A 19,797-nucleotide genomic window follows, 5' to 3' on the forward strand; every position below is an offset into this window, starting at 1 on the left:
CGCTTGCCCAGGCCAAGCGCCGACTACTGCCGGCGCACTGCCTGCACCACCTGCAACCGACGCAGGCGACGCATCACTTCGGCCAGGTGGTTGCGGTCACGGACCTGGATGTTGAAGCACAGCACCGCCGCGTTGAAGTCGCGGTCCAGGTAATCCACGCGCTCGATGTTGGAGTGGCTCTGCGCGATGGCCGCGGCCAGCTGCGCCAGCACGCCGGTGCCGTTCTCCACTTCTACCACCAGCGCGGTGTCGTAGTCGCCCACCACGTTGGTGTCCCAGCCGATCGGCACCCAGCGCTCGGGCGACTTGCGCAGCTCGGCCAGGTTCGGACAGTCCAGCCGGTGCACCACGATGCCCTTGCCGGCGGTGTGGTAACCCATGATGTCGTCGCCCGGGATCGGCTGGCAGCAGCCGGCAAAGCTGACCACGCCACGCTCGCTGCCGTTGATCAGGATCTTCTCCTGGCGGCGGCTCGGCGCATTGCCACCGCGCAGCTCGGCGTAGGACATCAGTGCCTGCGCGGCCTGGGTGGGCATCCAGTTGCCCAGCGCCACGTCGGCCAGGAAAGCCTCCAGGCGCGGATAACGCTGCTCGGCCAGGAACGCATCCAGGCGGCCCTTGGGCAGGCGCTCGATCGAGCTGTCCATCGCTTCCAGCGCGCGGTCGAGCATGCTGTGCCCCAGTTGCACCGCGTCCTCGTGCTCGAGCTGCTTGAGCTGGTGGCGGATGGCGGTACGTGCCTTGCTGCTGACCACGAATTCCAGCCATTGCGGCTTGGGCGAGGCCGAGCGCGCGGTGATGATCTCCACCGTCTGCCCGCTGACCAGGCGCGTGCGCAGCGGCACCAGTTTCTTGTCCACGCGCGAAGCCACCGCGCGGTTGCCCACGTCGGTATGCACCGCATAGGCGAAGTCCAGCGCGGTGGAATTGCGCGGCAGCGCCAGGATCTTGCCCTTGGGCGTGAACAGGTAGACCTCGTCCGGGAACAGGTCGACCTTGACGTTGTCCAGGAACTCCAGCGACGAACCGGCGGTGCGCTGGGAGTCGATCAGCTCCACGATCCACGCGTGCGCGCGGCTCTGCGCGCTGTTGGGGCTGTCGCCACCGAACTTGTAGGTCCAGTGCGCGGCCACGCCGCGCTCGGCGATCAGGTCCATCTCCTCGGTGCGGATCTGTACCTCGATCGGCGAGCCGTACGGCCCGAACAGCACGGTGTGCAGCGATTGGTAGCCGTTGGCCTTGGGGATGGCGATGAAGTCGCGGAAGCGCCCGTCCAGCGGCTTGAACGCGGCATGCACCGCGCCCAGCGCGTGGTAACAGTTGGGCACGTTGCGCACGACCAAGCGGAAGCCGAACACGTCCATCACCTGGTCGAAGGTTTTGTTCTCCTCGCGCATCTTGGTGTAGATGCTCCAGGGCGTCTTGATGCGGCTGATCAGGCGGTGCTCCAGCCCTTCGCGCGCCAGCCGCTGCGACAACTGCACCTCCACCTGCGCCATCGCCTCGCGGCGGACCACCGGCTGGCTGCGGATGTGCTTTTCGATGATGGCATGGCGCCACGGGTACAGCGCGCGGAAGCCCAGGTTCTGCAGCTCGGACTTGATCAGGTTCATGCCCAGGCGCTGGGCGATGGGCGCGTAGATGTCCAGCGTCTCGGTGGCGATGCGGCGGCGCGCCTCGGCACTCTGCGCGCCCAGGGTGCGCATGTTGTGCAGGCGGTCGGCCAGCTTGATCATGATCACGCGCAGGTCGCGCGACATCGCCAGCAGCATCTTGCGGAAGCTCTCGGCGGCCGCTTCCTGGCGGTCGCGGAACTTGAGCTTGTCCAGCTTGGTGACACCGTCCACCAGGTCGGCCACGGCCTGCCCGAACTCGCCGGCCAGTTCCGCGGCGGTGAGCGGGGTGTCCTCGATGGTGTCGTGCAGGATCGCGGCGATCAGCGTTTCCACGTCCAGGCCGAGCTCGGCCAGGATGCGCGCGACGGCGACCGGATGGGTGATGTAGGGCTCGCCGGACTTGCGGGTCTGGCCCGCGTGCGCGGTCGCGCCCACTTCCCAGGCGCGACGCAGCAACGGCAGCTGCTCGGCGGGCAGGTAGCTGGCTGCGCGTTCGAGTTGGAGTACGTAGTCAGGTACCGCCCCGCCCGCGGGCGTGGCTACCTGGGCGGAAGGGCCTGGGTTCATGGCGGAAGACTATGCCAGCAGGCGATCTTCGGCAAACCCGGAATGCAGAACAGCCCGCACGGGGCGGGCTGTCCGATGTACTGCAGCGATGCGCTTGATCGAGCCGATCAATCGTCGTTCTTGGACATGTCTTCGTCGGCGACCACTTCGGCGGCGGCCCACTCCAGCGCTTCGCGCTCCACGCGCTCACGCTCGGCCTTCTCGACTTCCTCGATCAGCTCGTTGTCGATACGGCGGGCGGCGATTTCGCGCAGCGCCAGCACGGTCGGCTTGTCCTCGGTCTCGCTGTTGTCGATCGTCGCCTGGACACCATTGGCCAGCTGACGGGCGCGCTTGGACGCCATGATGACCAGCTCGAAACGGTTGTTAACGACTTCCAGGCAATCTTCTACGGTGATGCGGGCCATGCGGGCTCCCGGCGACCTGCACGGCCGCTCGAACGAATGAGGGAAAGGGGAGCGATTGTAGAGGCCCGGCCGCCCGGAAATCAAGCCGACGGCTGAACAGCCCCTTGTGAATCAATCGCTTGCTCAGTTTTCAGGGGCCAGCAGGGAGGCGATCAGGTCGGCATTTCGCCGCTGCTGGGGCTCCAGCCGCAACCGGCTGGCGGCGAAGATCGCGCACATCTCGCCCACGGCGGTGTCGAAATCCTCGTTGACGATGACGTAGTCGAACTCGTCGTAATGCAGCATCTCCTCGCGGGCGGCGGCCAGACGCTGGGCCATCACCGCCTCGCTGTCCTGGCCGCGCTTGCGCATGCGCTCGTCCAGCGCCTGGCGCGATGGCGGCAGGATGAACACGCTGACCGCACCCGGTACCTTCTGCCGCACCTGGCGTGCGCCCTGCCAATCGATCTCCAGCAGCACGTCCTTGCCGGCGGCCAGCTGCGGCTCGACCGACTGACGGGCGGTTCCCTTCCAGTCGCCATGCACCCGCGCGTGCTCGAAGAAGTCGCCTTCACCGATCATCCGCTCGAACTCGGCGGCGCTGACGAAGTGGTAGTGCTTGCCGTTCTCCTCGCCCGGGCGCATGGCCCGCGAGGTGAAGGAGATGGACAGGGAGATCTGCGGGTCGCGCGCCAGGGTGGCGTTGACGATGCTGCTTTTGCCGGCCCCGGACGGGGCGGCGACGATATAGAGGGTGCCACGCATGGAAGGGTGGGCCAGCGTCGGAATGGCCCGGCATTGTAACGGGACGGGCCGTTTCGTGCCGAACGCGCCCTGCCGGGGACGCCGATTCCGGCTGCCGTGCCGAGCAGGGCCCGGCACGGCTGGACCGGCATGTCACTCGATGTTCTGGACCTGCTCGCGGATCTGGTCGATCAACACCTTCAGCTCGACCGAGGCGTTGGAGGTGCGGCTGTCCACCGACTTGGAGCCCATCGTGTTGGACTCGCGGTTGAACTCCTGCAGCAGGAAGTCCAGGCGACGGCCGACCGGCTCGCGCTGGCGCAGGATGCGGCGGATCTCGGCGATGTGGCTGCCCAGCCGGTCCAGCTCCTCGTCCACGTCCAGCTTCTGCAGCCACAGCACCAGTTCCTGCTCGGCGCGGCCCGGGTCCATCGGGTGCGGCAGGTCGGCCAGGCGTGCGGCCAGCTTGGCGCGCTGGCCTTCACGGATCACCGGGATCAGCTCGCGCACCTCGGCGGCGATGCGCTCGATGCTGTCCACGCGCTCGCTGATCGCCGTGGCCAGCTTGTCGCCTTCACGCTCCCGGGCCTGCACGAAGCCATTGATCACCTCGTCCAGCAGCGCCATGGCCTCGGCCTGCAGCGCGGTGGTGTCGGTGGCCTCGGTACGCAGCACGCCCGGGTACTGCAGCAGCTCGGTGAACTCGACCCGCAGGTTCGGGAAGCTCGAATGCAGCCGGACCGCCAGGTCTCCCAACTGCTTCACCAGCACCTCGTTGACCGTCAGCGAGGTCGCCGCCTCCGGGCTGCGCAGGCGCATGACCAGGTCCAGCTTGCCGCGGCTGATGCGGCCGGACACGCGCTCGCGCAGCTGCGGCTCCAGCGCGCGCAGCTCCTCGGGCAACCGTACCCCGACTTCGAGGAAACGGTGGTTGACCGAGCGCAGCTCGCAGCCCAGGGTGCCCCAGGGCGTGACGCGTTCGCCGCCGGCATAGGCGGTCATGCTTCGAATCATGTGGAATTCCGGTGCGTTGCAAAGGGCGAATGGTACCCTAGGCGCCCCCGGACGCCGGCCCGTCGGCCGCCCGGGCGCCCCATTGAATACCCCTGTCATCCGGACCTTTCATGACCTTTTCCCGTCCCAGCGGCCGCCAGGCCGATCAGCTGCGCACCGTCACCATCGAACGCGCCTTCACCCGCCATGCCGAAGGTTCGGTGCTGGTGAGCTTCGGCGACACCCGCGTGCTGTGCACCGCCAGCGTCGAGAACCGCGTGCCCGGCTTCCTGCGTGGCAAGGGCGAAGGCTGGGTGACCGCCGAGTACGGCATGCTGCCCCGCTCCACCCATACCCGCTCCGACCGCGAAGCGGCACGTGGCAAGCAGGGCGGCCGCACCCTGGAAATCCAGCGCCTGATCGGCCGCACGCTGCGCGCCTGCATCGACCGCAATGCGCTGGGCGAACGCACCATCACCCTGGACTGCGACGTGCTGCAGGCCGATGGCGGCACCCGCACGGCGGCCATCACGGGTGCCTACGTGGCACTGGTGGACGCGGTCAACCTGCTGCTCAAGCGCGGTGACATCAAGCGCAACCCGCTGTTCGGCGCGGTGGCCGCGGTCTCGGTCGGCGTCTACAAGGGCCAGCCGGTACTGGACCTGGACTACGCCGAGGACAGCGACTGCGATACCGACATGAATGTCGTGATGAACGACGGCGGCGGCTTCATCGAGCTGCAGGGCACCGCCGAGGGCCATGCCTTCCGCCGTGACGAGCTGGACGCGCTGCTGGTGCTGGCCGAAAAAGGCATCCGCGAATTGTTCGAGGCCCAGCAGGCGGCACTGGCCCAGGCATGAGCCGGCGCATCGCCCTGGTCACGCTGGTGGTGGCCGACTACGACGAGGCCATCGCCTGGTACACCGGCAAGCTGGGCTTCCAGCTGCTGGAGGACATCGACCAGGGCCGCAAGCGCTGGGTGGTGGTCGGGCCGGCTGACGGTAGCTCCGCCGCGCTGTTGCTGGCCCGCGCCAGTGACGCCGAACAGCACAGCCGCATCGGCAACCAGACCGGTGGCCGGGTCGCCTTTTTCCTGAACACCGACGACTTCCGGCGCGATCACGCCGCCATGACCGAGCGCGGCGTGCAATTCCTCGAGGCCCCGCGCGAGGAGCCCTATGCCACCGTCGCGGTGTTCCGCGACCTGTACGGCAACACCTGGGACTTGTTGGAGCCCAAGCAATGAAACTGGTACTGGCCAGCGGCAACGCCGGCAAACTGAAGGAACTGCAGGCCATGCTCGACGCGCTGCCGCTGCAGATCGTGCCGCAGCGCGAGCTGGGCGTGGACGATGTGCCGGAGACCGGCCTGACCTTCGTCGAGAACGCGCTGATCAAGGCGCGTCACGCCTGCGCGGTGACCGGACTGCCGGCGTTGGCCGACGACTCCGGCCTGATTGTCGATGCACTGGACGGCGCCCCCGGCCTGTACAGCGCACGCTATGCCGGCAGCCCGACCGACGATGCCGCCAACAATGCCAAGCTGCTCGACGCCCTGCGTGATGTCCCGGCCGAACGTCGCAGCGCCCGCTTCTACGCGGTGATCGTGCTGCTGCGCCACGCCAACGACCCGCAGCCACTGATCTGCGAAGGCAGCTGGGAAGGCCGCATCATCGATGAACTGCGTGGCACCCACGGCTTCGGCTACAACCCGGTGTTCCTGGATGAGGAACTGGGCCTGACCGCTGCGGAAATGCAGCCGGAGCAGAAGAACGGCCGCAGCCACCGTGCCAAGGCGCTGCAGCAGCTCAAGCAGCAGCTGGCCCGGGTCAGGCTCGACTGAGGTCACGGCGGATGACGGTGCGTCGCTACCGGCCCCGGCTGGGACTCGTGCAACTGTTGGCGATGCTTGGCGGCATCACCGGGGCGATCCTGGGCGGCGTGCTGGCCTACAACGGCGAACAGCCGTGGTGGGCACCGCCGCTGTGGGCGTCGGGCTGCGCACTGGTCATCACGCTGATCGGCGCGCCGATCATCTGGCAGCGCGTGGTCCTGGATGAAGCCGCCGGGCACCTGCGTTACCACAACATCGGCACCCTGCACCGATGGCGGCAGGTCCGGCTCCACGACGTGCTTGAAGTCCGCTACGACGATTTCGCCGACCAGCGCAGGGCCATGGTCTCCGGCCTGCTGCTGTATATGCGCAACGGCAGCCGCCCGGCCTACCACCGGCTGATGGACAACGATGCGGGAAGCGACCGAGGCGCCTCGCCGATGTTCCATGACATCACCGCGGCCGTGCTGCGCGCGCAGCCACGCTCACTGGTCGATCCGATCCTGCTGGACAGGCGCTGACCCGCCTCGCCCCCGCCCCCTCATTCCCGCCTGACCTGCCCATGTCGCACTCCCACGCCCATTGCCACCACGCGCCCGGTGAATCCTGTTCGGGCGACCACGGCCACGCTGCCGGCCCGCAGCTGGTGCCACCACCGTTGTCGCTGTACGTGCACCTGCCCTGGTGCGTGCGCAAGTGCCCGTACTGCGATTTCAACTCGCACGCGGGCAAGGGCGCGCTGCCGTTCGATGCCTACATCGACGCGCTGATCCGCGACCTGGACCAGGACCTGCCACTGGTCTGGGGCCGGGTGGTCAGCAGCGTGTTCTTCGGCGGCGGCACGCCCAGCCTGTTCCCGCCCGAAGCGATCGATCGTTTCCTGCAGGAGGCCAGCGCACGGCTGCGTTTCGCGCCGAACCTGGAAGTGACGCTGGAGACCAACCCCGGCACCGCCGAGCACGGCCGCTTCGACCGCTACCGCGCGGCCGGCGTGAACCGCATCAGCTTCGGCATCCAGACCTTCAACGATGACGCGCTCAAACGCCTGGGCCGCATCCACGACAGCAACGAGGCCGAACGCGCGGTGAAGCTGGCCCAGGACGCCGGCTACACCAACTTCAACATCGACCTGATGTACGCGCTGCCGGAGCAGACCCTGGCCCAGGCCGAGCATGACCTGGAGCGCGCCTTCGCGCTGGACCCCACGCACATCTCGCATTACCAGCTGACGCTGGAGCCGAACACGGTGTTCTTCGCCCGGCCGCCGCAGGGCATCCCCGACGAGGACAGTGCCTGGGACATCCAGGAGCACTGCCAGGCACTGCTGGCCCAGGCCGGCTACGGCCAGTACGAGGTCAGCGCCTATGCCCGGCCCGGCTACCAGTGCGCGCACAACCTCAACTACTGGCGCTTCGGCGACTACCTGGGCATCGGTGCCGGTGCCCACGGCAAGATCAGCTCCGGCGCCGGGCAGCACGTGCTGCGCCGCTGGAAGCACAAGCATCCGCAGGCCTTCATGGACAGCGCCGGCACCCCGGCCAGCATCGGCGGTGACGACATGATCAGCCCCGAGCGGCTGCCGTTCGAGTACATGCTCAACCTGCTGCGCCTGCACGAAGGCTTCACCCTGCGCGATTTCACGTCCCGCACCGGGCTGCCCGCCGCCGCGCTGCAACCTGCGCTGGCAATCGCCGGCGACCGCGGCTGGCTGGCGATGGAGGGCGACCGCCTGCTCCCGACCGAGCTGGGCCGGCGTTTCACCAACGACGTGGTGGAGCTGTTCCTGCCCTGATCGTAAGAACCAAAGTGGCGAAGCTGTCACCAAAATGATAGAAAGCGCGGTCTAACGGGGGCAGAACACACCACGATGTCAGGGACCGCATCCAGTTCGTCCAGTCAGGCGCCTGCCCGGATCGCAGACGCGCCGGTCCCCGCCCGCGTCCGCCAGTTGCTCGAAGCCGTCTGGCAGGCCGCCGACGACGTCCTGCGCACGCCCCTGCAGCTGTGCATGGTGGAGCTGGAACGTGCGCTGTTCCAGCATGCCGAGAAGGCCCGCAACAGCCAGATCCAGTCGGACATCTACGCCCAGATGCGCACGCTGCGCGAGCAGGCCCCGCAGTTCCCGGGCCTGTTCCTGGATGCCCTGGCCGGGCAGCTGGCCAGCTTCAGGGATGCCCCGCAACCGATCGGCAACACCCAGGCCACGGCGTTCAAGACCATGACCCTGGTCGAGGACACCGACATCGACCGCGACATCGTGCTGCACGAGATGGCCCGCCGCGAAGGCACCCGCGGCATCACCGCCCTGCAGCTGCTCGGGCAGCGCTTCGCGGTGCTCGCCGCGCAACCGGCCTTCGACATCGAGCGGCTACCCACCGGCCCGTATGCGCTGTGCCGCGCCCTGCGCGAGGCCGGCGAGCGGCTGCAGCTCAACCTGGAAAGCCAGCTGGCGTTGTACCAGGTGTTCGAACGCCAGGTCATGGACCGCCATACCGAGCTGGCCGACCGCCTCAACATCCTGTTCGCGCGCGAAGGCGTGCTGCCCGGGCTGGTCTACCGCCCGTACCTGGTCCGCCCCTCCGCGCCGCGCGGCAACGCCCCCGCCGGCAGGGACACCGGCAACGGCCTGGGCCCGGGCAGCCGTTCGGCCGGACAGGGCCCGCTGACCAGTTGGCAGGGCCAGGCCCCGGCGGCCTCCTGGGCCAGCAGCCTGTCGCAGGAACTGCAGCTGCCGGGCGGCCTCGCCGGTGCCGCCGCCGGTGCTGCCTCGGCGCCTGCGGTTTCCGGGGGGGGCACTGGTGGCGGCTCCGATGCCGCCGCTCCGGCCGGCAACCCGGTGCTGTCGGGCCTGCACAACCTGCTGGATGCCGCCCGCCATGGCGTGGCCGGCGGCGCGGTCGGTTCCGCCAGCGCGGTGCCATCGGCCCTGGCGACCGGCGGCAGCACCGAGGGCTCGCATGCCGTGGCCGTGCCGAGCAGCGCCGTGATGGACCTGCTTGGCAAGCTGCAGAGCGCCGCGGCCGGCAACCGCCGCAGCATCGGCGACATCCACGGCGCGCTGCTGTCACAGATCAAGGCCGAACACGGCCCGACCGCGGCACTGTCCTCGCAGGACACCGACACGCTGGACCTGCTGGGCATGCTGTTCACCCAGATCCAGCGCGAGGTGCGCAGCGACGGCCCGGCCACCGGCCTGCTCACCCAGCTGCAGGTGCCGCTGCTGCGCGCGGCCATCAGCGACGCCAGCTTCTTCCAGCGCGACCAGCACCCCGCGCGCGAGCTGCTCAATGCCGTGGCCGAGTCCGGCGCGGTGTGGCTCAGCGACGACGACAGCGACCCGGTACTGCTGCAGAAGCTCAACGAATCGGTCGCCACGGTGGTCAATGACTACCAGGGCGACGAAACCGTCTTCACCGAGGCCAACGAGCGCATCCAGACCCACCTTCGCGCCGCCGCCCGGCGCGCCGAGGTCACCGAGCGCCGCCAGGTCGAGGCCGCGCGCGGCAAGGAGCGGCTGGAGGCCGCCAAGCAGCTGGCCAGCCGCACCATTGAGGACGTCTGCGCCAACAGCAACCCGCCCAAGTTCGTGCAGACCCTGTTGCGCAAGGCATGGTCGGACGTATTGACCCTCACCCTGCTGCGCCAGGGCGAGCAGTCGGAGGAATGGAAGCAGCGCGAGCAGTCCACGCGCCGCATCAGCGAGATCACCGCGCTGAAGTCCGGCACCCCGGACATCACCTTCGGCGACGAGATCGAGCAGTCGCTGCAGCAGGTCGGCTACCACCGCGACGAGGCCGGCGCGATTGCCCGCCGCCTGTCCTCGCCCGGCGGCGAGGACGACATCACCTCCAAGACCGAGCTGACCGCCAAGCTCAAGGCGCGCTCGCGCCTGGGCGAGGCCGGCGACCGTGACGAGGACGAGGAGCGCCGCCGCAAGGAGCAGCCCGAGCGCACCCCGGCCGAGGAAACCCATTACCGGCAGCTGCGCACCCTGCCCTTCGGCACCTGGTTCGAGTTCGTGGTCAACCAGCAGGGTGACAGCCGCCGCCAGCGCCTGTCCTGGTACAGCCTGATCACCGACAACGCCCTGTTCGTGAACCAGCGCGGCCAGAAGATCGCCGAGCTCTCGCTCGATGCGATGGCCCGGCTGATGGCCAAGGGCCAGTTGCGCATGGTCACCGAGGACCGCGGCCGCCTGATCGACCGCGCCTGGCAGGCCACCCTGCGTACCCTGCGTTCGCTGGCCGGCAAGGCCCCTGCCGCTGCGGAGGAAAACGCATGATCACCGAAACCCGCCGCGCCCCCCGCATGCCGGTGCCGGAACTGGTGCCGGTCCGCGACATGATGACCGACGGCGTGATCGGCCGGCTCAGCAACATCTCCGAAAGCGGCATGCTGCTGATCGCCTCCGGCCCGCTGCAGGACGACGCGCTCTACCAGCTGCAGTTCACCATTCCTGACGGGCGCGGCGGCCAGCACCAGATCGATGCCGGCGTGCACCTGCTCTGGCGCGAGCCGGCGCACGCCCCGGAACAATCCTGGGCCGGTTTCCGCTTCCTGACCATGGACAAGGCCCAGCGCGAACAGCTGGTGCACTGGATCGAAAGCAACCTGCCGAAGGCCTGAGTGACGAAAACGGCACAGCAGCCGTGGGCCGATTGCGGCAGAATCGTGGCCCCGCATCACGTCATCCAAGCGAGCCACCGCGATGAACCAGCACGATTCCGCCGCCCTGTATTCCGACCATCTGGGCGTGCTCATGCGCCGCGCCGATGAGGCACTGGCGCGCGGCGGCTTCGATCACCTGGTCGTCCCCAGCGGCACCCTGCACTACCAGGCCTTCGACGACCGCGACTACCCGTACGCGGTGAACCCGTTGTTCAAGACCTGGCTGCCGCAGACCCGGCTGCCCTGCAGCTGGCTGGTGTACACCCCCGGCAAGCGGCCGACGCTGGTGTTCTTCCAGCCCTTCGACTATTGGCACGTGGTCCCGGATGCCCCCAGCGGCTGGTGGGTCGAGCACTTCGACATCCACATCATCCGCAAGCCGGAGGATGCGCTGCCGCTGCTGCCCAGGGACCCGGCCCGCTGCGCGATCATCGGCGAAGCGCAGAGCGCGCTGGGCGGCTTCGTGCCGAACAACCCGGAAGCGGTGATCCATTACCTGGACTGGTACCGCGCCTACAAGACCCCCTACGAAGTCGCGCTGATGCGCCAGGCCCAGGTGCTTGCCGTGCGCGGCCACAAGGCCGCCGAGGCCGCGTTCCGCGCCGGCGCCAGCGAATTCGGCATCCACATGGCCTACTGCAGTGCGGTCGGCCAGGACAGCAACGAACTGCCCTACGGCAACATCGTCGCGCTCAATGAGCATGCCGCGGTGCTGCACTACACCGAGCTGGGCCGCGTCGCCCCGCAGCCGCTGCGCAGCTTCCTGATCGATGCCGGTGCCTCCGCGCATGGCTACGCCAGTGACATCACACGCACCTACGCCGCCGCCGGCCATGACGAATTCCAGGCCTTGATCGATGCCGTCGACGCCGCGCAGCGGAAGATGTGCGCGGCCGTGCGCAACGGCTTCGACTACAAGCAACTGCATGTGGATGCACACCTGTCGCTGATGGGCATCCTGAAGGACTTCGGCGTCATCAACGTCTCACCGGAAGCCGCACTGGCCACCGGCGTCAGCGCCGCGTTCTTCCCGCATGGCATCGGCCACCTGATCGGCGCCCAGGTACATGACGTGGCCGGTTTCGCCGCCGGCGACCACGGCGGCCGCGTCGAGCGTCCGGCCGGCCACCCTTACCTGCGCATGACCCGTGTGCTGGCGCCGGGCATGGTGGTGACCATCGAGCCGGGGCTGTACTTCATCGACATGCTGCTGGACGAGGTGAAGCAGGCCGGCAACGCAGCCAGCGTGAACTGGGAGCGCGTGGACTTCTTCCGCCCCTACGGTGGCATCCGCATCGAGGACGAGGTGCTGTGCACCGAGGGCGAGGCCGACAACCTGACCCGCCCGGTGTTCGCCGCCGCCTGATCGGTCACGGCAGCGATGCCGTCCACCGCAGGGACAGGAAGCGCCGCGATCGCGGCGCTTCCTTTTTCACCTGAACGAGGCGCCGACGTCTGCCCTCATCTTCGACGACGGGGCGCGCCAGGCAGGCCCGCCGCCCACCCTCACTCGCGTCCCACGCCCAGCAGCCACAGGTAACTCGCCGCCGACCAGCTGAAGTTGCGCGCCTGGTAGCCCTTGCCGGTGGTCGGGTCGTAGTTCTCGTACATCGGCGCCTGCGCATCCAGCCCCTCGGCATTCAACAGCAGGCGTGCGGTCAGCTGGTCGGCCTCGCGCACGTGGCCATGGCGGCGCAGGGCTTCGACTCCGAATCGCGCCTGGTCCAGCCACAGCGGCCCGCGCCAGTAGCCCTTGATCGGCGAGAAGCGCGGATCATCGGCCGCCAGCGTGGGCAGCGGCATCGGCGTGGCGAAACGCTTCGGATCCAGCATCGTGGCGATCACCCCACGCGCCTGTGCATCACTGGCCAGCCCCGCCCACAACGGCGTCCAGCCCTCCGAGCCGAACACCCGGATATGCGCACCACTGCCCAGCCGCGCATCGAAGAACCAGCCCGCCTCGGCATCGTGGAAGCGCGCACCGATGCGCTGCTTCATCGCCTCGGCATCACGCAGCCAGGCATCGCGTTCGTCCGGCTTGCCCAGCACGCCGGCCAATGCCGCCAGGTCCAGCTTCTCGCGATAGAGATAGGCGTTGAGGTCGACCGACTCCTGGTCCAGCGACCAGGCGTTCTCGCCGTTGCGCAGCATCTTCGCGTCATCGAAGCGCACCGCGTTGTCCATGCCGCTTTCCCACGCGGCGGCCAAGCGGGTGCCGTCGGTGGCACCGAATTCGGCCAGGCCGTTGTGGTCGTGGTCGCGCTCGGCGAACCACCAATGGTGATAGCGCACCAGCTTGTCGTACATCTCGGCGACGAAACCGGCATCGCCGGTGGCACGGTGGATTTCCAGCGTCGCCCAGGCAGCCAGCGGCGGCTTGGTGTTGCGCCAGTTGTTCTCCTTCGCATCGAGGTAGACGCTGTCGGCGACCATGCCGTTGGCGGCCTGGTAGTCGAACATCGCGCGCATCTGGTCACGCGCCAGGTCCGGTGCGAAATGGGCCAGCGCGACCGCGTGCTTCCACGAATCCCATGCCCAGAAGCCGTTGAAGTAATCGGCCGAGTAGGAGGGAATCACCCCGTCGTGGCGCAGGTCGCCGCGCGCCGCGCGCCAGTTGCCGATCAGGGTCTGCACGGCCTTCAGCGCGATGCGCTGCGCGGTCGCATCCGGCACGCCCGGCACGTGGCTGGGTTTGATCGCCTGCAGGTAGCCGTTCCAGCGCGCGCGGTTGCGTGACCAGGCGGCGTCGGCGTCGACCTCGACGGCCGGTCCCGGCCCTGCCGACAACTGCTGTTCCAGCACCAGCACCAGTGGCTTCGCCGCCTCCAGCTGCACCGGCTGGCTCGACGCGAAGACGACCTGGTTGCGCGCCTGCCGTGGCAGCAGCTGCACAACGTCCTGGTGCAGGCGGGTCAGCACGGTCTCGGCGCTGCCGGCGAACGTCTGCGTCACCGCACCGGAATGCAGCACGAGCCGATCCCCCGGCGCCAGCATCGCTTCGTTCTCCACCGCCACGTCCAACGCGCGCGAGGTCGACGATTCCAGCTCGATGCGCACCAGCGCGCGCTGCGCATCGGCGAAGAACAGGGTCTGCCGCAGTTGCAGGCCCTGGCCCTGGAAATGGCGCTGCAGGTAGCCCGGCCCGGCTTGGCTGCCGACTTCGCGCAGCGTGATCACCGCGCCGCCTCCGGGCGGGGCCAGCGTCACCTGCGCGAGCCGCCGTCCCGCCCAGCGCCCGGCGCCGATGCTGTGCACGAAGGGCCCGGAGAAACCACTGCCGGCGTCGCTGGCAAGCGGCAGGCTGTAGCCATGCCAGGCGCCGGCATCGAAGAAGATGTTGAAGCCGCGATCGGCCGCACTGGCCGGCGTGCCATGCATGTCCAGCACATCGACGGCGGCATCGGCCACCGGCGGTGCCGCAACGGCTGGCCCGGAAAGTGCAAGGATCAATGCCGCGGCCAGCAGCCGGCGCAGGTGTGTGGTGGCACTCATCGGTTGTCCCCCGTGGATCGAACCGGGGAGTCTAAGCGTTCGGCCACGCAGGCGGCAGCGACGGCTTCCGCAACTTCGCAGGGCCATGCTCCCCATGGCCCTGGCGCGGCCTCAACGTCGCGCCATGAACGCTTCGATCTCCTCGGCGCTGCGCTCCAGCGCACCGGTCAGCACGTGGTGCCCCGCTGCGGTGATCAGCACATCGTCCTCGATGCGGATGCCGATGCCGCGCCAGCGCGGCTCCACGTCGCGATCGTCCGGCGAGATGTACAGGCCCGGCTCGATCGTGAACACCATGCCCGGTTCCAGCAGGCGCGACTCGCCGGCCACCCGGTAGTCGCCCACGTCGTGCACGTCCAGCCCCAGCCAGTGCCCGGTCTTGTGCCGGTAGAAGCGCTGGTAATGGCGCTCGATGATGTTCTCTTCCAGGTCGCCCTTGAGCAGCCCCAGCCGCAGCAGCCCCTCGGTCAGCACCTCCACCGCGGCCAGGTGGCCTTCCTCGTAGGCGATGCCCGGCCGCGCCTGCTCCAGCGCCGCCGCCTGCGCGGACAGCACCAGCTCGTGCAGCAGGCGCTGCTCCGTGCTGAAGCGGCCGTTGACCGGGAACGTGCGGGTGATGTCGCTGGCGTAACCGCGGAACTCGGCGCCGGCGTCGATCAGCACCAGGTCGCCCTCGCGGCTGCCGCCGTTGTTGTCGCGGTAGTGCAGCACGCAGCCGTTGGCACCGGCACCGACGATGCTGTTGTACGCCGGCCACGCATCACTGGCGCGGAACTCGCGTTCCAGCTCGGCCTGCAGTTCGTACTCGTGGATGCCCGGGCGGGCGACGCGCATCGCGGCACGGTGGGCCCGCACGCTGATGTCCGCCGCGGTCTGCATCAGCGCGATCTCGTCGTCGGACTTGTACAGGCGTTGCTCGTGCAGCAGGTGGCCCAGCTCCAGGAATTCGTGCGGCGGCTGCGCGCCGTGCCGCACCTGCGAGCGCACCCGGTTCACCCAGCCGATCAGCTTCAGGTCGAAGTCCGCGTCGCGGCCAAAGTGGTAGTACACCCGCGAGCGGCCTTCCAGCAGGCCCGGCAGGATTTCGTCCAGGTCCTCGATGGGATAGGCGTCGTCCATCCCGTAGCGCGATACCGCGCCGTCCTGGCCGGCACGCGGGCCGTCCCACGCTTCGCGGTCCGGGTCGCGCTCGCGGCAGAACAGGATGCTCTCGCCGTGGCGACGCCCCGGGATCAGCACCAGCACCGCCTCCGGCTCCTGGAACCCGCTCAGGTACCAGAAGTCCGAATCCTGCCGGTACGGATAGAACGTATCGTGGCTGCGCACGCGCTCGGGGGCGGCGGGCAGCACCAGGATGGCGTCATCGCCGGCCGCTTCCATCAGCTGGCGACGGCGGCGGGCGTACTCGGCGGGGGTGATCCCGGACAGGCGCTTCATGCCGCTCCTCAGTTCAGGCGCTGGCGGTGCCGCGAGCCCATCACGCAGTCGCCGTGCAGCAGCAGCGCCGCCACGCGCACGAACTCCTCGATCTCGGCCAGCGCGTCCTCGTCCTCGTCGGCGCTGTCGAACTGGTCACTGGAGGACTGCGCCAGGCGTGCCAAGTCCTGCAGGGCCTCTTCACCCTCCTCGCTCAGCGCCGGGCGCTTGCCCGAGGCCAGGCCAAAACCGCCCAGGAACGCGCGGCACCATTCGAACAGGGCATCGGTGCGCACCTGCAGCGGGGCCGAGGCGTCGGCCAGGACCAGCTCGAAGGCGAAGTCGCGGTCTTCCAGCTGCGCCACGGTGGCCTGTCGCAACCGGTCCAGCACGCTGCCCGGCTCCAGTGCCGGCAGGTTGTCGTCGGCCAGCACCTTGGCCGGCCAGTCCGGCAGGTCATCACCGCCGGCGGCAAGCCAGCCGGCCAGCGCGCCGTGGAGTTCGGCCGGGGAAGCACCCAGGCCCAGCGACTGGCTGGCCTGGAGGATGTCGTTGACGACAGGAAGATCGGTCATGTCACGGGTCTGTAAAGCGGGAAAAGGATCGCCACCACGCCGTGCGCGGCAGCGGCTGCACAGTGTAGCAACCACGCGGTGTTGCCCTCCTTGACCGGCCCCTGCCTGCATGCCTATCGTGCCGACCATGGATGCCTTCGATCCCGCCGGCCAACTGGTCGCCCTCGCCGCCCGCCTCGAGCTGCTGCTCGAGCGCAACCAGCGGCTGGCCGACGAGAACCGCAGCCTGCGCCAACAGCAGGAGCAGCTGATCGCCGAGCGCTCGCAGTTGCTGACCAAGAACGAACAGGCCCGCTCGCGGGTGGAAGCCATGATCACCCGCCTCAAGTCGCTGGAGCAGCACACGTGAGCCAGAACGAGCCGGTCAGCGTCCGCCTCCTTGACCGTGAGTACACCGTCGGCGTGGAGCCGGACGAACGCGACAGCCTTGCCGCCGCCGCGCGCATGCTCGACCAGAAGATGCGCGAGATCCGCGGCAGCAACCGCATGGCGGCGGTCGACCGCGTGGCGGTGCTGGCCGCGCTCAACCTGGCCCATGAACTGCAGCAGGTGCGCGACGAGCAGGCTGCCCAGCAGCAGCGTTTCCAGAGCGCGCTGAACGATCTGAACCGGCGCCTGGACATCGCCATCGACAACGCCCGTTGAACAGTCTGAGCGGCTAAGCCAGATGAACTCGCCGGACGGGCAAAAAGACTGCCCCCGCGCACGCAACCCCGCTATACTGGCCCCGCGTTCTCTGCTGTGAACGACGGCGTGTGCAAACATTCGCCTTGTCCCTTAATGACGACCACGGGGGCGCGACGGAGCCGGGTGTGCAAGTCCGCCTTGTAGCGGGAAGCCCGATGGCCCCCCAACGCTCCCACTTGAACCCCGGGTTCAAGGTCGTTTCGCACGCATCGTCACCGCGGAGAATGCAATATTCCAGAACGGCGCCCAATGGGCGCCGTTCTTTTTTGTCCTTCTCCCACCGGGAGAAGGTGCCCGGAGGGCGGATGAGGGTGCGGGAAGAACCCGGTGAGACCAGCTGCATGAGGCTGCGCCATTGCCCTCTCCCCAACCCCTCTCCCGCCTGCGGGAGAGGGGCTTCAGGTCCTGATTCCGATACCCTGTGTCGATGACTGACGATCCTCGCCAACGGCTGCGCCAACAGCTGCGCCAGCGCCGCCGTGATATTCCCGCCGCCGACCGCATCGCCGCCGCCGAAGCACTGGCCGCGCACCTGCTTGCCCTGCCCTTTGCCCACGCCAGCGGCCATGTCGCAGGCTACTGGGCGATGGATGGGGAAATCGCGCTGCACCGCTGGCAGATGCAGTTGCCGCCGCAGCAGACCTACTGCCTGCCGGTACTGCACGGCAAACGGCTGCGCTTTGCGCCGTGGCGGCCCGGGCAGCCACTGGTCAGCAACCGCTATGGCATTCCCGAGCCCGCCGTGGACCCTTCCACGGCGCTGCACCCGGAAGAAATGGCGCTGGTCGTTGCGCCGCTGGTGGGCTTTGATCCGCACGGCCGGCGGCTGGGGATGGGGGGCGGCTGGTATGATCGCAGCTTCGCATTCCGGCAGCGCCAGGCCGCGCCGCCGTGGTTGGTCGGGGTTGGTTTTTCCGCCCAGCAGGTGCCGTCGCTGCCGGTCGAGGACTGGGACGTGGCGGTCGATGCGATCTGTACCGAGCAGGCCACTCTCTACCCGGAACCGTTGAACGCATGACCGCCCGCAAGCGCTACTGGCTGATGAAGTCCGAACCGGACGCCTTTTCCATCGATGACCTGCAGCGCGTGGGCACCGAACCGTGGAATGGCGTGCGCAACTACCAAGCGCGCAATTTCATGCGCGATGGGATGAAGGTCGGCGACGGCATCCTGTTCTACCACTCCAATACCAAGGTGCCGGGCATCGTCGGCCTGGCCACGGTGGCCAGCGAGGCCTACCCGGACGACACCCAGTTCGACCCCAAATCCGATTACCACGACCCCAAGAGCACGCGCGAGGAACCGCGCTGGATGCTGGTGGACGTGGCCTTCGAGCGCAAGCTGGCGCAGGTGATCGCGCTGGACGAGATCAAGCTGCATGCCGACGAACTGGGCGAAGGCTTTCCGCTGACCGCCAAGGGCAACCGGCTGTCGGTGTTCCCGGTCACCGCCGCGCAGTGGAAGCGCCTGCTGTCGCTGGAAAAGAAATCAAGCTGACCCCGTAGGAGCGGCCTCGGCCGCGAAGCATGCGCTGTTCCCGCTGCGGGTATGCATGCAAGCGTTGGCGACACCGGCTTCGCGGGCAAGCCCGCTCCTACCCGCTCCACGCATTCCTCCAACTCCATCGAGTCCCACCATGTCCGAAGCCAAGCGCCTGGCCGCCGAAAAAGCCATCGAGTACGTCCAGAAGGGAATGATCGTCGGTGTCGGTACCGGCTCCACCGTCGCCTACTTCATCGAGGCACTGGCCCGCATCAAGGACCAGATCGAAGGCGCGGTATCCAGTTCGGACCAGAGCACCGCCCTGCTCAAGGGCCACGGCATCGAGGTGCTGGACCTGAACCACACCGGCGGCCTGTCGCTGTACGTGGACGGCGCCGACGAGTGCGACGGCAACAAGAACCTGATCAAGGGCGGTGGTGCCGCGCTGACCCGCGAGAAGATCATCGCCGAGGCCAGCAAGCAGTTCGTCTGCATCGTCGACCCGAGCAAGCAGGTCAAGGTGCTGGGCAAGTTCCCGCTGCCGGTGGAAGTGATCCCGATGGCACGCAGCCTGGTCGCCCGCGAGATCATGGCCCTGACCGGCGGCCAGCCGGTGTGGCGCGACGGCGTGGTCACCGACAACGGCAACCTGATCCTGGACATCCACAACCTGTCCATCACCGATCCGGTCAAGCTGGAACAGCAGCTCAACCAGATCCCGGGCGTGGTCACCGTGGGCCTGTTCGCGCGCCGGCCGGCCGACGTGGTGATCGTCGGCGGCGAACCGCCGCAGGTGCTTTGACCTTATGCGGGGCCCGGGGACAGGCCACGGCCGTCCCTCGCCCCGCACTGCCACCCACTCCTTCCCGACAGAGCCTTCCATGTCCCTACTGCGCTCCCTGTTGCTGCTCTCCCTGCTGACCCTCGCCGGCTGCGCCAGCGCCGATGGCAAGCATTGGGTGGAACTGGCCGGTACCCGTTACCAGGTGGAACTGGCCCAGAACGATGAAACCCGCGCCCGCGGCCTGATGTTCCGCGACCAGATGGATACCGGCAGCGGCATGCTGTTCATCCATGACTTCGAGGAACCACAGGCGTACTGGATGAAGAACACCCGCATCCCGCTGGACATCCTGTACTTCGACAGCCAGCGCCGCCTGGTCAGCCAGCAGCGCGACGTGCCGCCGTGCTCGGCCGGCGACATGTGCCCGCCCTACCCCAGCTTCAAGCCGGCCCGCTACGTGCTGGAGCTGAATGCAGGCCAGGCTGCCCGGTTGAAGCTGGAGGATGGCGCCGAGCTGACCTTCGGCCCGGGCATCCCCAAGGCGGATTGAACCG

The 19,797-nt window shown here is 68.4% G+C and carries 21 protein-coding genes and 1 other RNA gene; 15 read left to right on the plus strand and 7 right to left on the minus strand.

What is annotated here, in order from left to right:
* Positions 1–23: 23 nt before the first annotated feature.
* The 4 genes from AC06FE_RS07745 to AC06FE_RS07760 all read right to left on the minus strand — a co-directional run bounded on the left by AC06FE_RS07745 (position 24) and on the right by AC06FE_RS07760 (position 4,327).
* A complete protein-coding gene (locus AC06FE_RS07745; RefSeq protein ID WP_132865466.1) occupies positions 24–2,183 on the minus strand; it encodes a RelA/SpoT family protein in 2,160 nt (719 codons plus the stop codon).
* 107 nt (positions 2,184–2,290) lie between these two features.
* Complete coding sequence (gene rpoZ, locus AC06FE_RS07750) at positions 2,291–2,590, minus strand: DNA-directed RNA polymerase subunit omega (RefSeq protein WP_132865467.1); 300 nt, start codon at positions 2,588–2,590, stop codon at positions 2,291–2,293.
* A gap of 123 nt (positions 2,591–2,713) precedes the next feature.
* Complete coding sequence (gene gmk, locus AC06FE_RS07755) at positions 2,714–3,334, minus strand: guanylate kinase (protein ID WP_313252010.1); 621 nt, start codon at positions 3,332–3,334, stop codon at positions 2,714–2,716.
* A 132-nt stretch (positions 3,335–3,466) separates the two neighbouring features.
* Complete coding sequence (locus AC06FE_RS07760) at positions 3,467–4,327, minus strand: YicC/YloC family endoribonuclease (RefSeq protein ID WP_132865469.1); 861 nt, start codon at positions 4,325–4,327, stop codon at positions 3,467–3,469.
* 110 nt (positions 4,328–4,437) lie between these two features.
* Here AC06FE_RS07760 and rph point away from each other — a divergent pair, with 110 nt between their 5' ends.
* The 8 genes from rph (at position 4,438) to pepQ (ending at position 12,173) form a co-directional block, all read left to right on the plus strand.
* Entirely contained in the window at positions 4,438–5,166 is a 729-nt protein-coding gene (gene rph, locus AC06FE_RS07765) for a ribonuclease PH (protein ID WP_192287526.1), read from the plus strand.
* Entirely contained in the window at positions 5,163–5,552 is a 390-nt protein-coding gene (locus AC06FE_RS07770) for a VOC family protein (protein ID WP_478072723.1), read from the plus strand. Before rph ends, AC06FE_RS07770 begins: the two co-directional genes overlap by 4 nt.
* On the plus strand, positions 5,549–6,148 hold the full coding sequence (rdgB, locus tag AC06FE_RS07775; protein ID WP_478072724.1) for an RdgB/HAM1 family non-canonical purine NTP pyrophosphatase: 600 nt from the start codon (positions 5,549–5,551) through the stop codon (positions 6,146–6,148). The genes AC06FE_RS07770 and rdgB overlap by 4 nt, the downstream gene beginning before the upstream one ends.
* Before the next feature lie 11 nt (positions 6,149–6,159).
* Positions 6,160–6,660 carry a hypothetical protein gene (locus AC06FE_RS07780; RefSeq protein WP_478072725.1) on the plus strand — a complete coding sequence of 167 codons (501 nt, stop codon included), beginning with the start codon at positions 6,160–6,162 and terminating at the stop codon, positions 6,658–6,660.
* Positions 6,661–6,701: 41 nt separating this feature from the next.
* Entirely contained in the window at positions 6,702–7,931 is a 1,230-nt protein-coding gene (gene hemW / locus AC06FE_RS07785) for a radical SAM family heme chaperone HemW (protein ID WP_446540075.1), read from the plus strand.
* Positions 7,932–8,006: 75 nt separating this feature from the next.
* A complete protein-coding gene (locus AC06FE_RS07790; protein WP_313252019.1) occupies positions 8,007–10,421 on the plus strand; it encodes a DUF1631 domain-containing protein in 2,415 nt (804 codons plus the stop codon).
* Positions 10,418–10,765: a PilZ domain-containing protein gene (locus AC06FE_RS07795; protein ID WP_192287532.1), complete on the plus strand. Its 348-nt coding sequence runs from the start codon at positions 10,418–10,420 to the stop codon at positions 10,763–10,765. The genes AC06FE_RS07790 and AC06FE_RS07795 overlap by 4 nt, the downstream gene beginning before the upstream one ends.
* 82 nt (positions 10,766–10,847) lie before the next feature.
* Complete coding sequence (gene pepQ, locus AC06FE_RS07800; protein WP_478072726.1) at positions 10,848–12,173, plus strand: Xaa-Pro dipeptidase; 1,326 nt, start codon at positions 10,848–10,850, stop codon at positions 12,171–12,173.
* A 140-nt stretch (positions 12,174–12,313) separates the two neighbouring features.
* Here the strand turns inward: pepQ and AC06FE_RS07805 are convergent, their stop codons facing one another.
* The 3 genes from AC06FE_RS07805 to AC06FE_RS07815 all read right to left on the minus strand — a co-directional run bounded on the left by AC06FE_RS07805 (position 12,314) and on the right by AC06FE_RS07815 (position 16,290).
* Positions 12,314–14,299: an MGH1-like glycoside hydrolase domain-containing protein gene (locus AC06FE_RS07805; RefSeq protein WP_478072727.1), complete on the minus strand. Its 1,986-nt coding sequence runs from the start codon at positions 14,297–14,299 to the stop codon at positions 12,314–12,316.
* A gap of 111 nt (positions 14,300–14,410) precedes the next feature.
* Positions 14,411–15,736, minus strand: a complete 1,326-nt coding sequence (gene pepP, locus AC06FE_RS07810; RefSeq protein WP_132865479.1) for a Xaa-Pro aminopeptidase — start codon at positions 15,734–15,736, stop codon at positions 14,411–14,413.
* Between the two features lie 8 nt (positions 15,737–15,744).
* The gene (locus AC06FE_RS07815; protein WP_192287535.1) at positions 15,745–16,290 is read right to left on the minus strand and encodes a YecA/YgfB family protein; all 546 of its coding nucleotides are present in this window, start codon (positions 16,288–16,290) and stop codon (positions 15,745–15,747) included.
* A gap of 127 nt (positions 16,291–16,417) precedes the next feature.
* On the opposite strand from AC06FE_RS07815, the gene AC06FE_RS07820 reads away from it, so the two are divergent.
* From AC06FE_RS07820 to AC06FE_RS07850, 7 genes are all read left to right on the plus strand, one after another.
* Positions 16,418–16,639 carry a TIGR02449 family protein gene (locus AC06FE_RS07820; protein ID WP_132866209.1) on the plus strand — a complete coding sequence of 74 codons (222 nt, stop codon included), beginning with the start codon at positions 16,418–16,420 and terminating at the stop codon, positions 16,637–16,639.
* Positions 16,636–16,935, plus strand: a complete 300-nt coding sequence (locus AC06FE_RS07825; protein WP_132865481.1) for a cell division protein ZapA — start codon at positions 16,636–16,638, stop codon at positions 16,933–16,935. The genes AC06FE_RS07820 and AC06FE_RS07825 overlap by 4 nt, the downstream gene beginning before the upstream one ends.
* Positions 16,936–17,020: 85 nt before the next feature.
* A non-coding RNA gene (gene ssrS / locus AC06FE_RS07830) (6S RNA) lies at positions 17,021–17,205 on the plus strand.
* 199 nt (positions 17,206–17,404) lie between these two features.
* The gene (locus AC06FE_RS07835; RefSeq protein ID WP_132865482.1) at positions 17,405–17,995 is read left to right on the plus strand and encodes a 5-formyltetrahydrofolate cyclo-ligase; all 591 of its coding nucleotides are present in this window, start codon (positions 17,405–17,407) and stop codon (positions 17,993–17,995) included.
* Positions 17,992–18,474 carry an EVE domain-containing protein gene (locus AC06FE_RS07840; protein ID WP_132865483.1) on the plus strand — a complete coding sequence of 161 codons (483 nt, stop codon included), beginning with the start codon at positions 17,992–17,994 and terminating at the stop codon, positions 18,472–18,474. Before AC06FE_RS07835 ends, AC06FE_RS07840 begins: the two co-directional genes overlap by 4 nt.
* 139 nt (positions 18,475–18,613) lie before the next feature.
* Positions 18,614–19,261, plus strand: a complete 648-nt coding sequence (rpiA, locus tag AC06FE_RS07845) for a ribose-5-phosphate isomerase RpiA (protein ID WP_132865484.1) — start codon at positions 18,614–18,616, stop codon at positions 19,259–19,261.
* Positions 19,262–19,340: 79 nt separating this feature from the next.
* A complete protein-coding gene (locus AC06FE_RS07850; protein ID WP_132865485.1) occupies positions 19,341–19,793 on the plus strand; it encodes a DUF192 domain-containing protein in 453 nt (150 codons plus the stop codon).
* Positions 19,794–19,797 lie beyond the last annotated feature (4 nt).

Source organism: Stenotrophomonas sp. Steno-C18, from assembly GCF_056393195.1.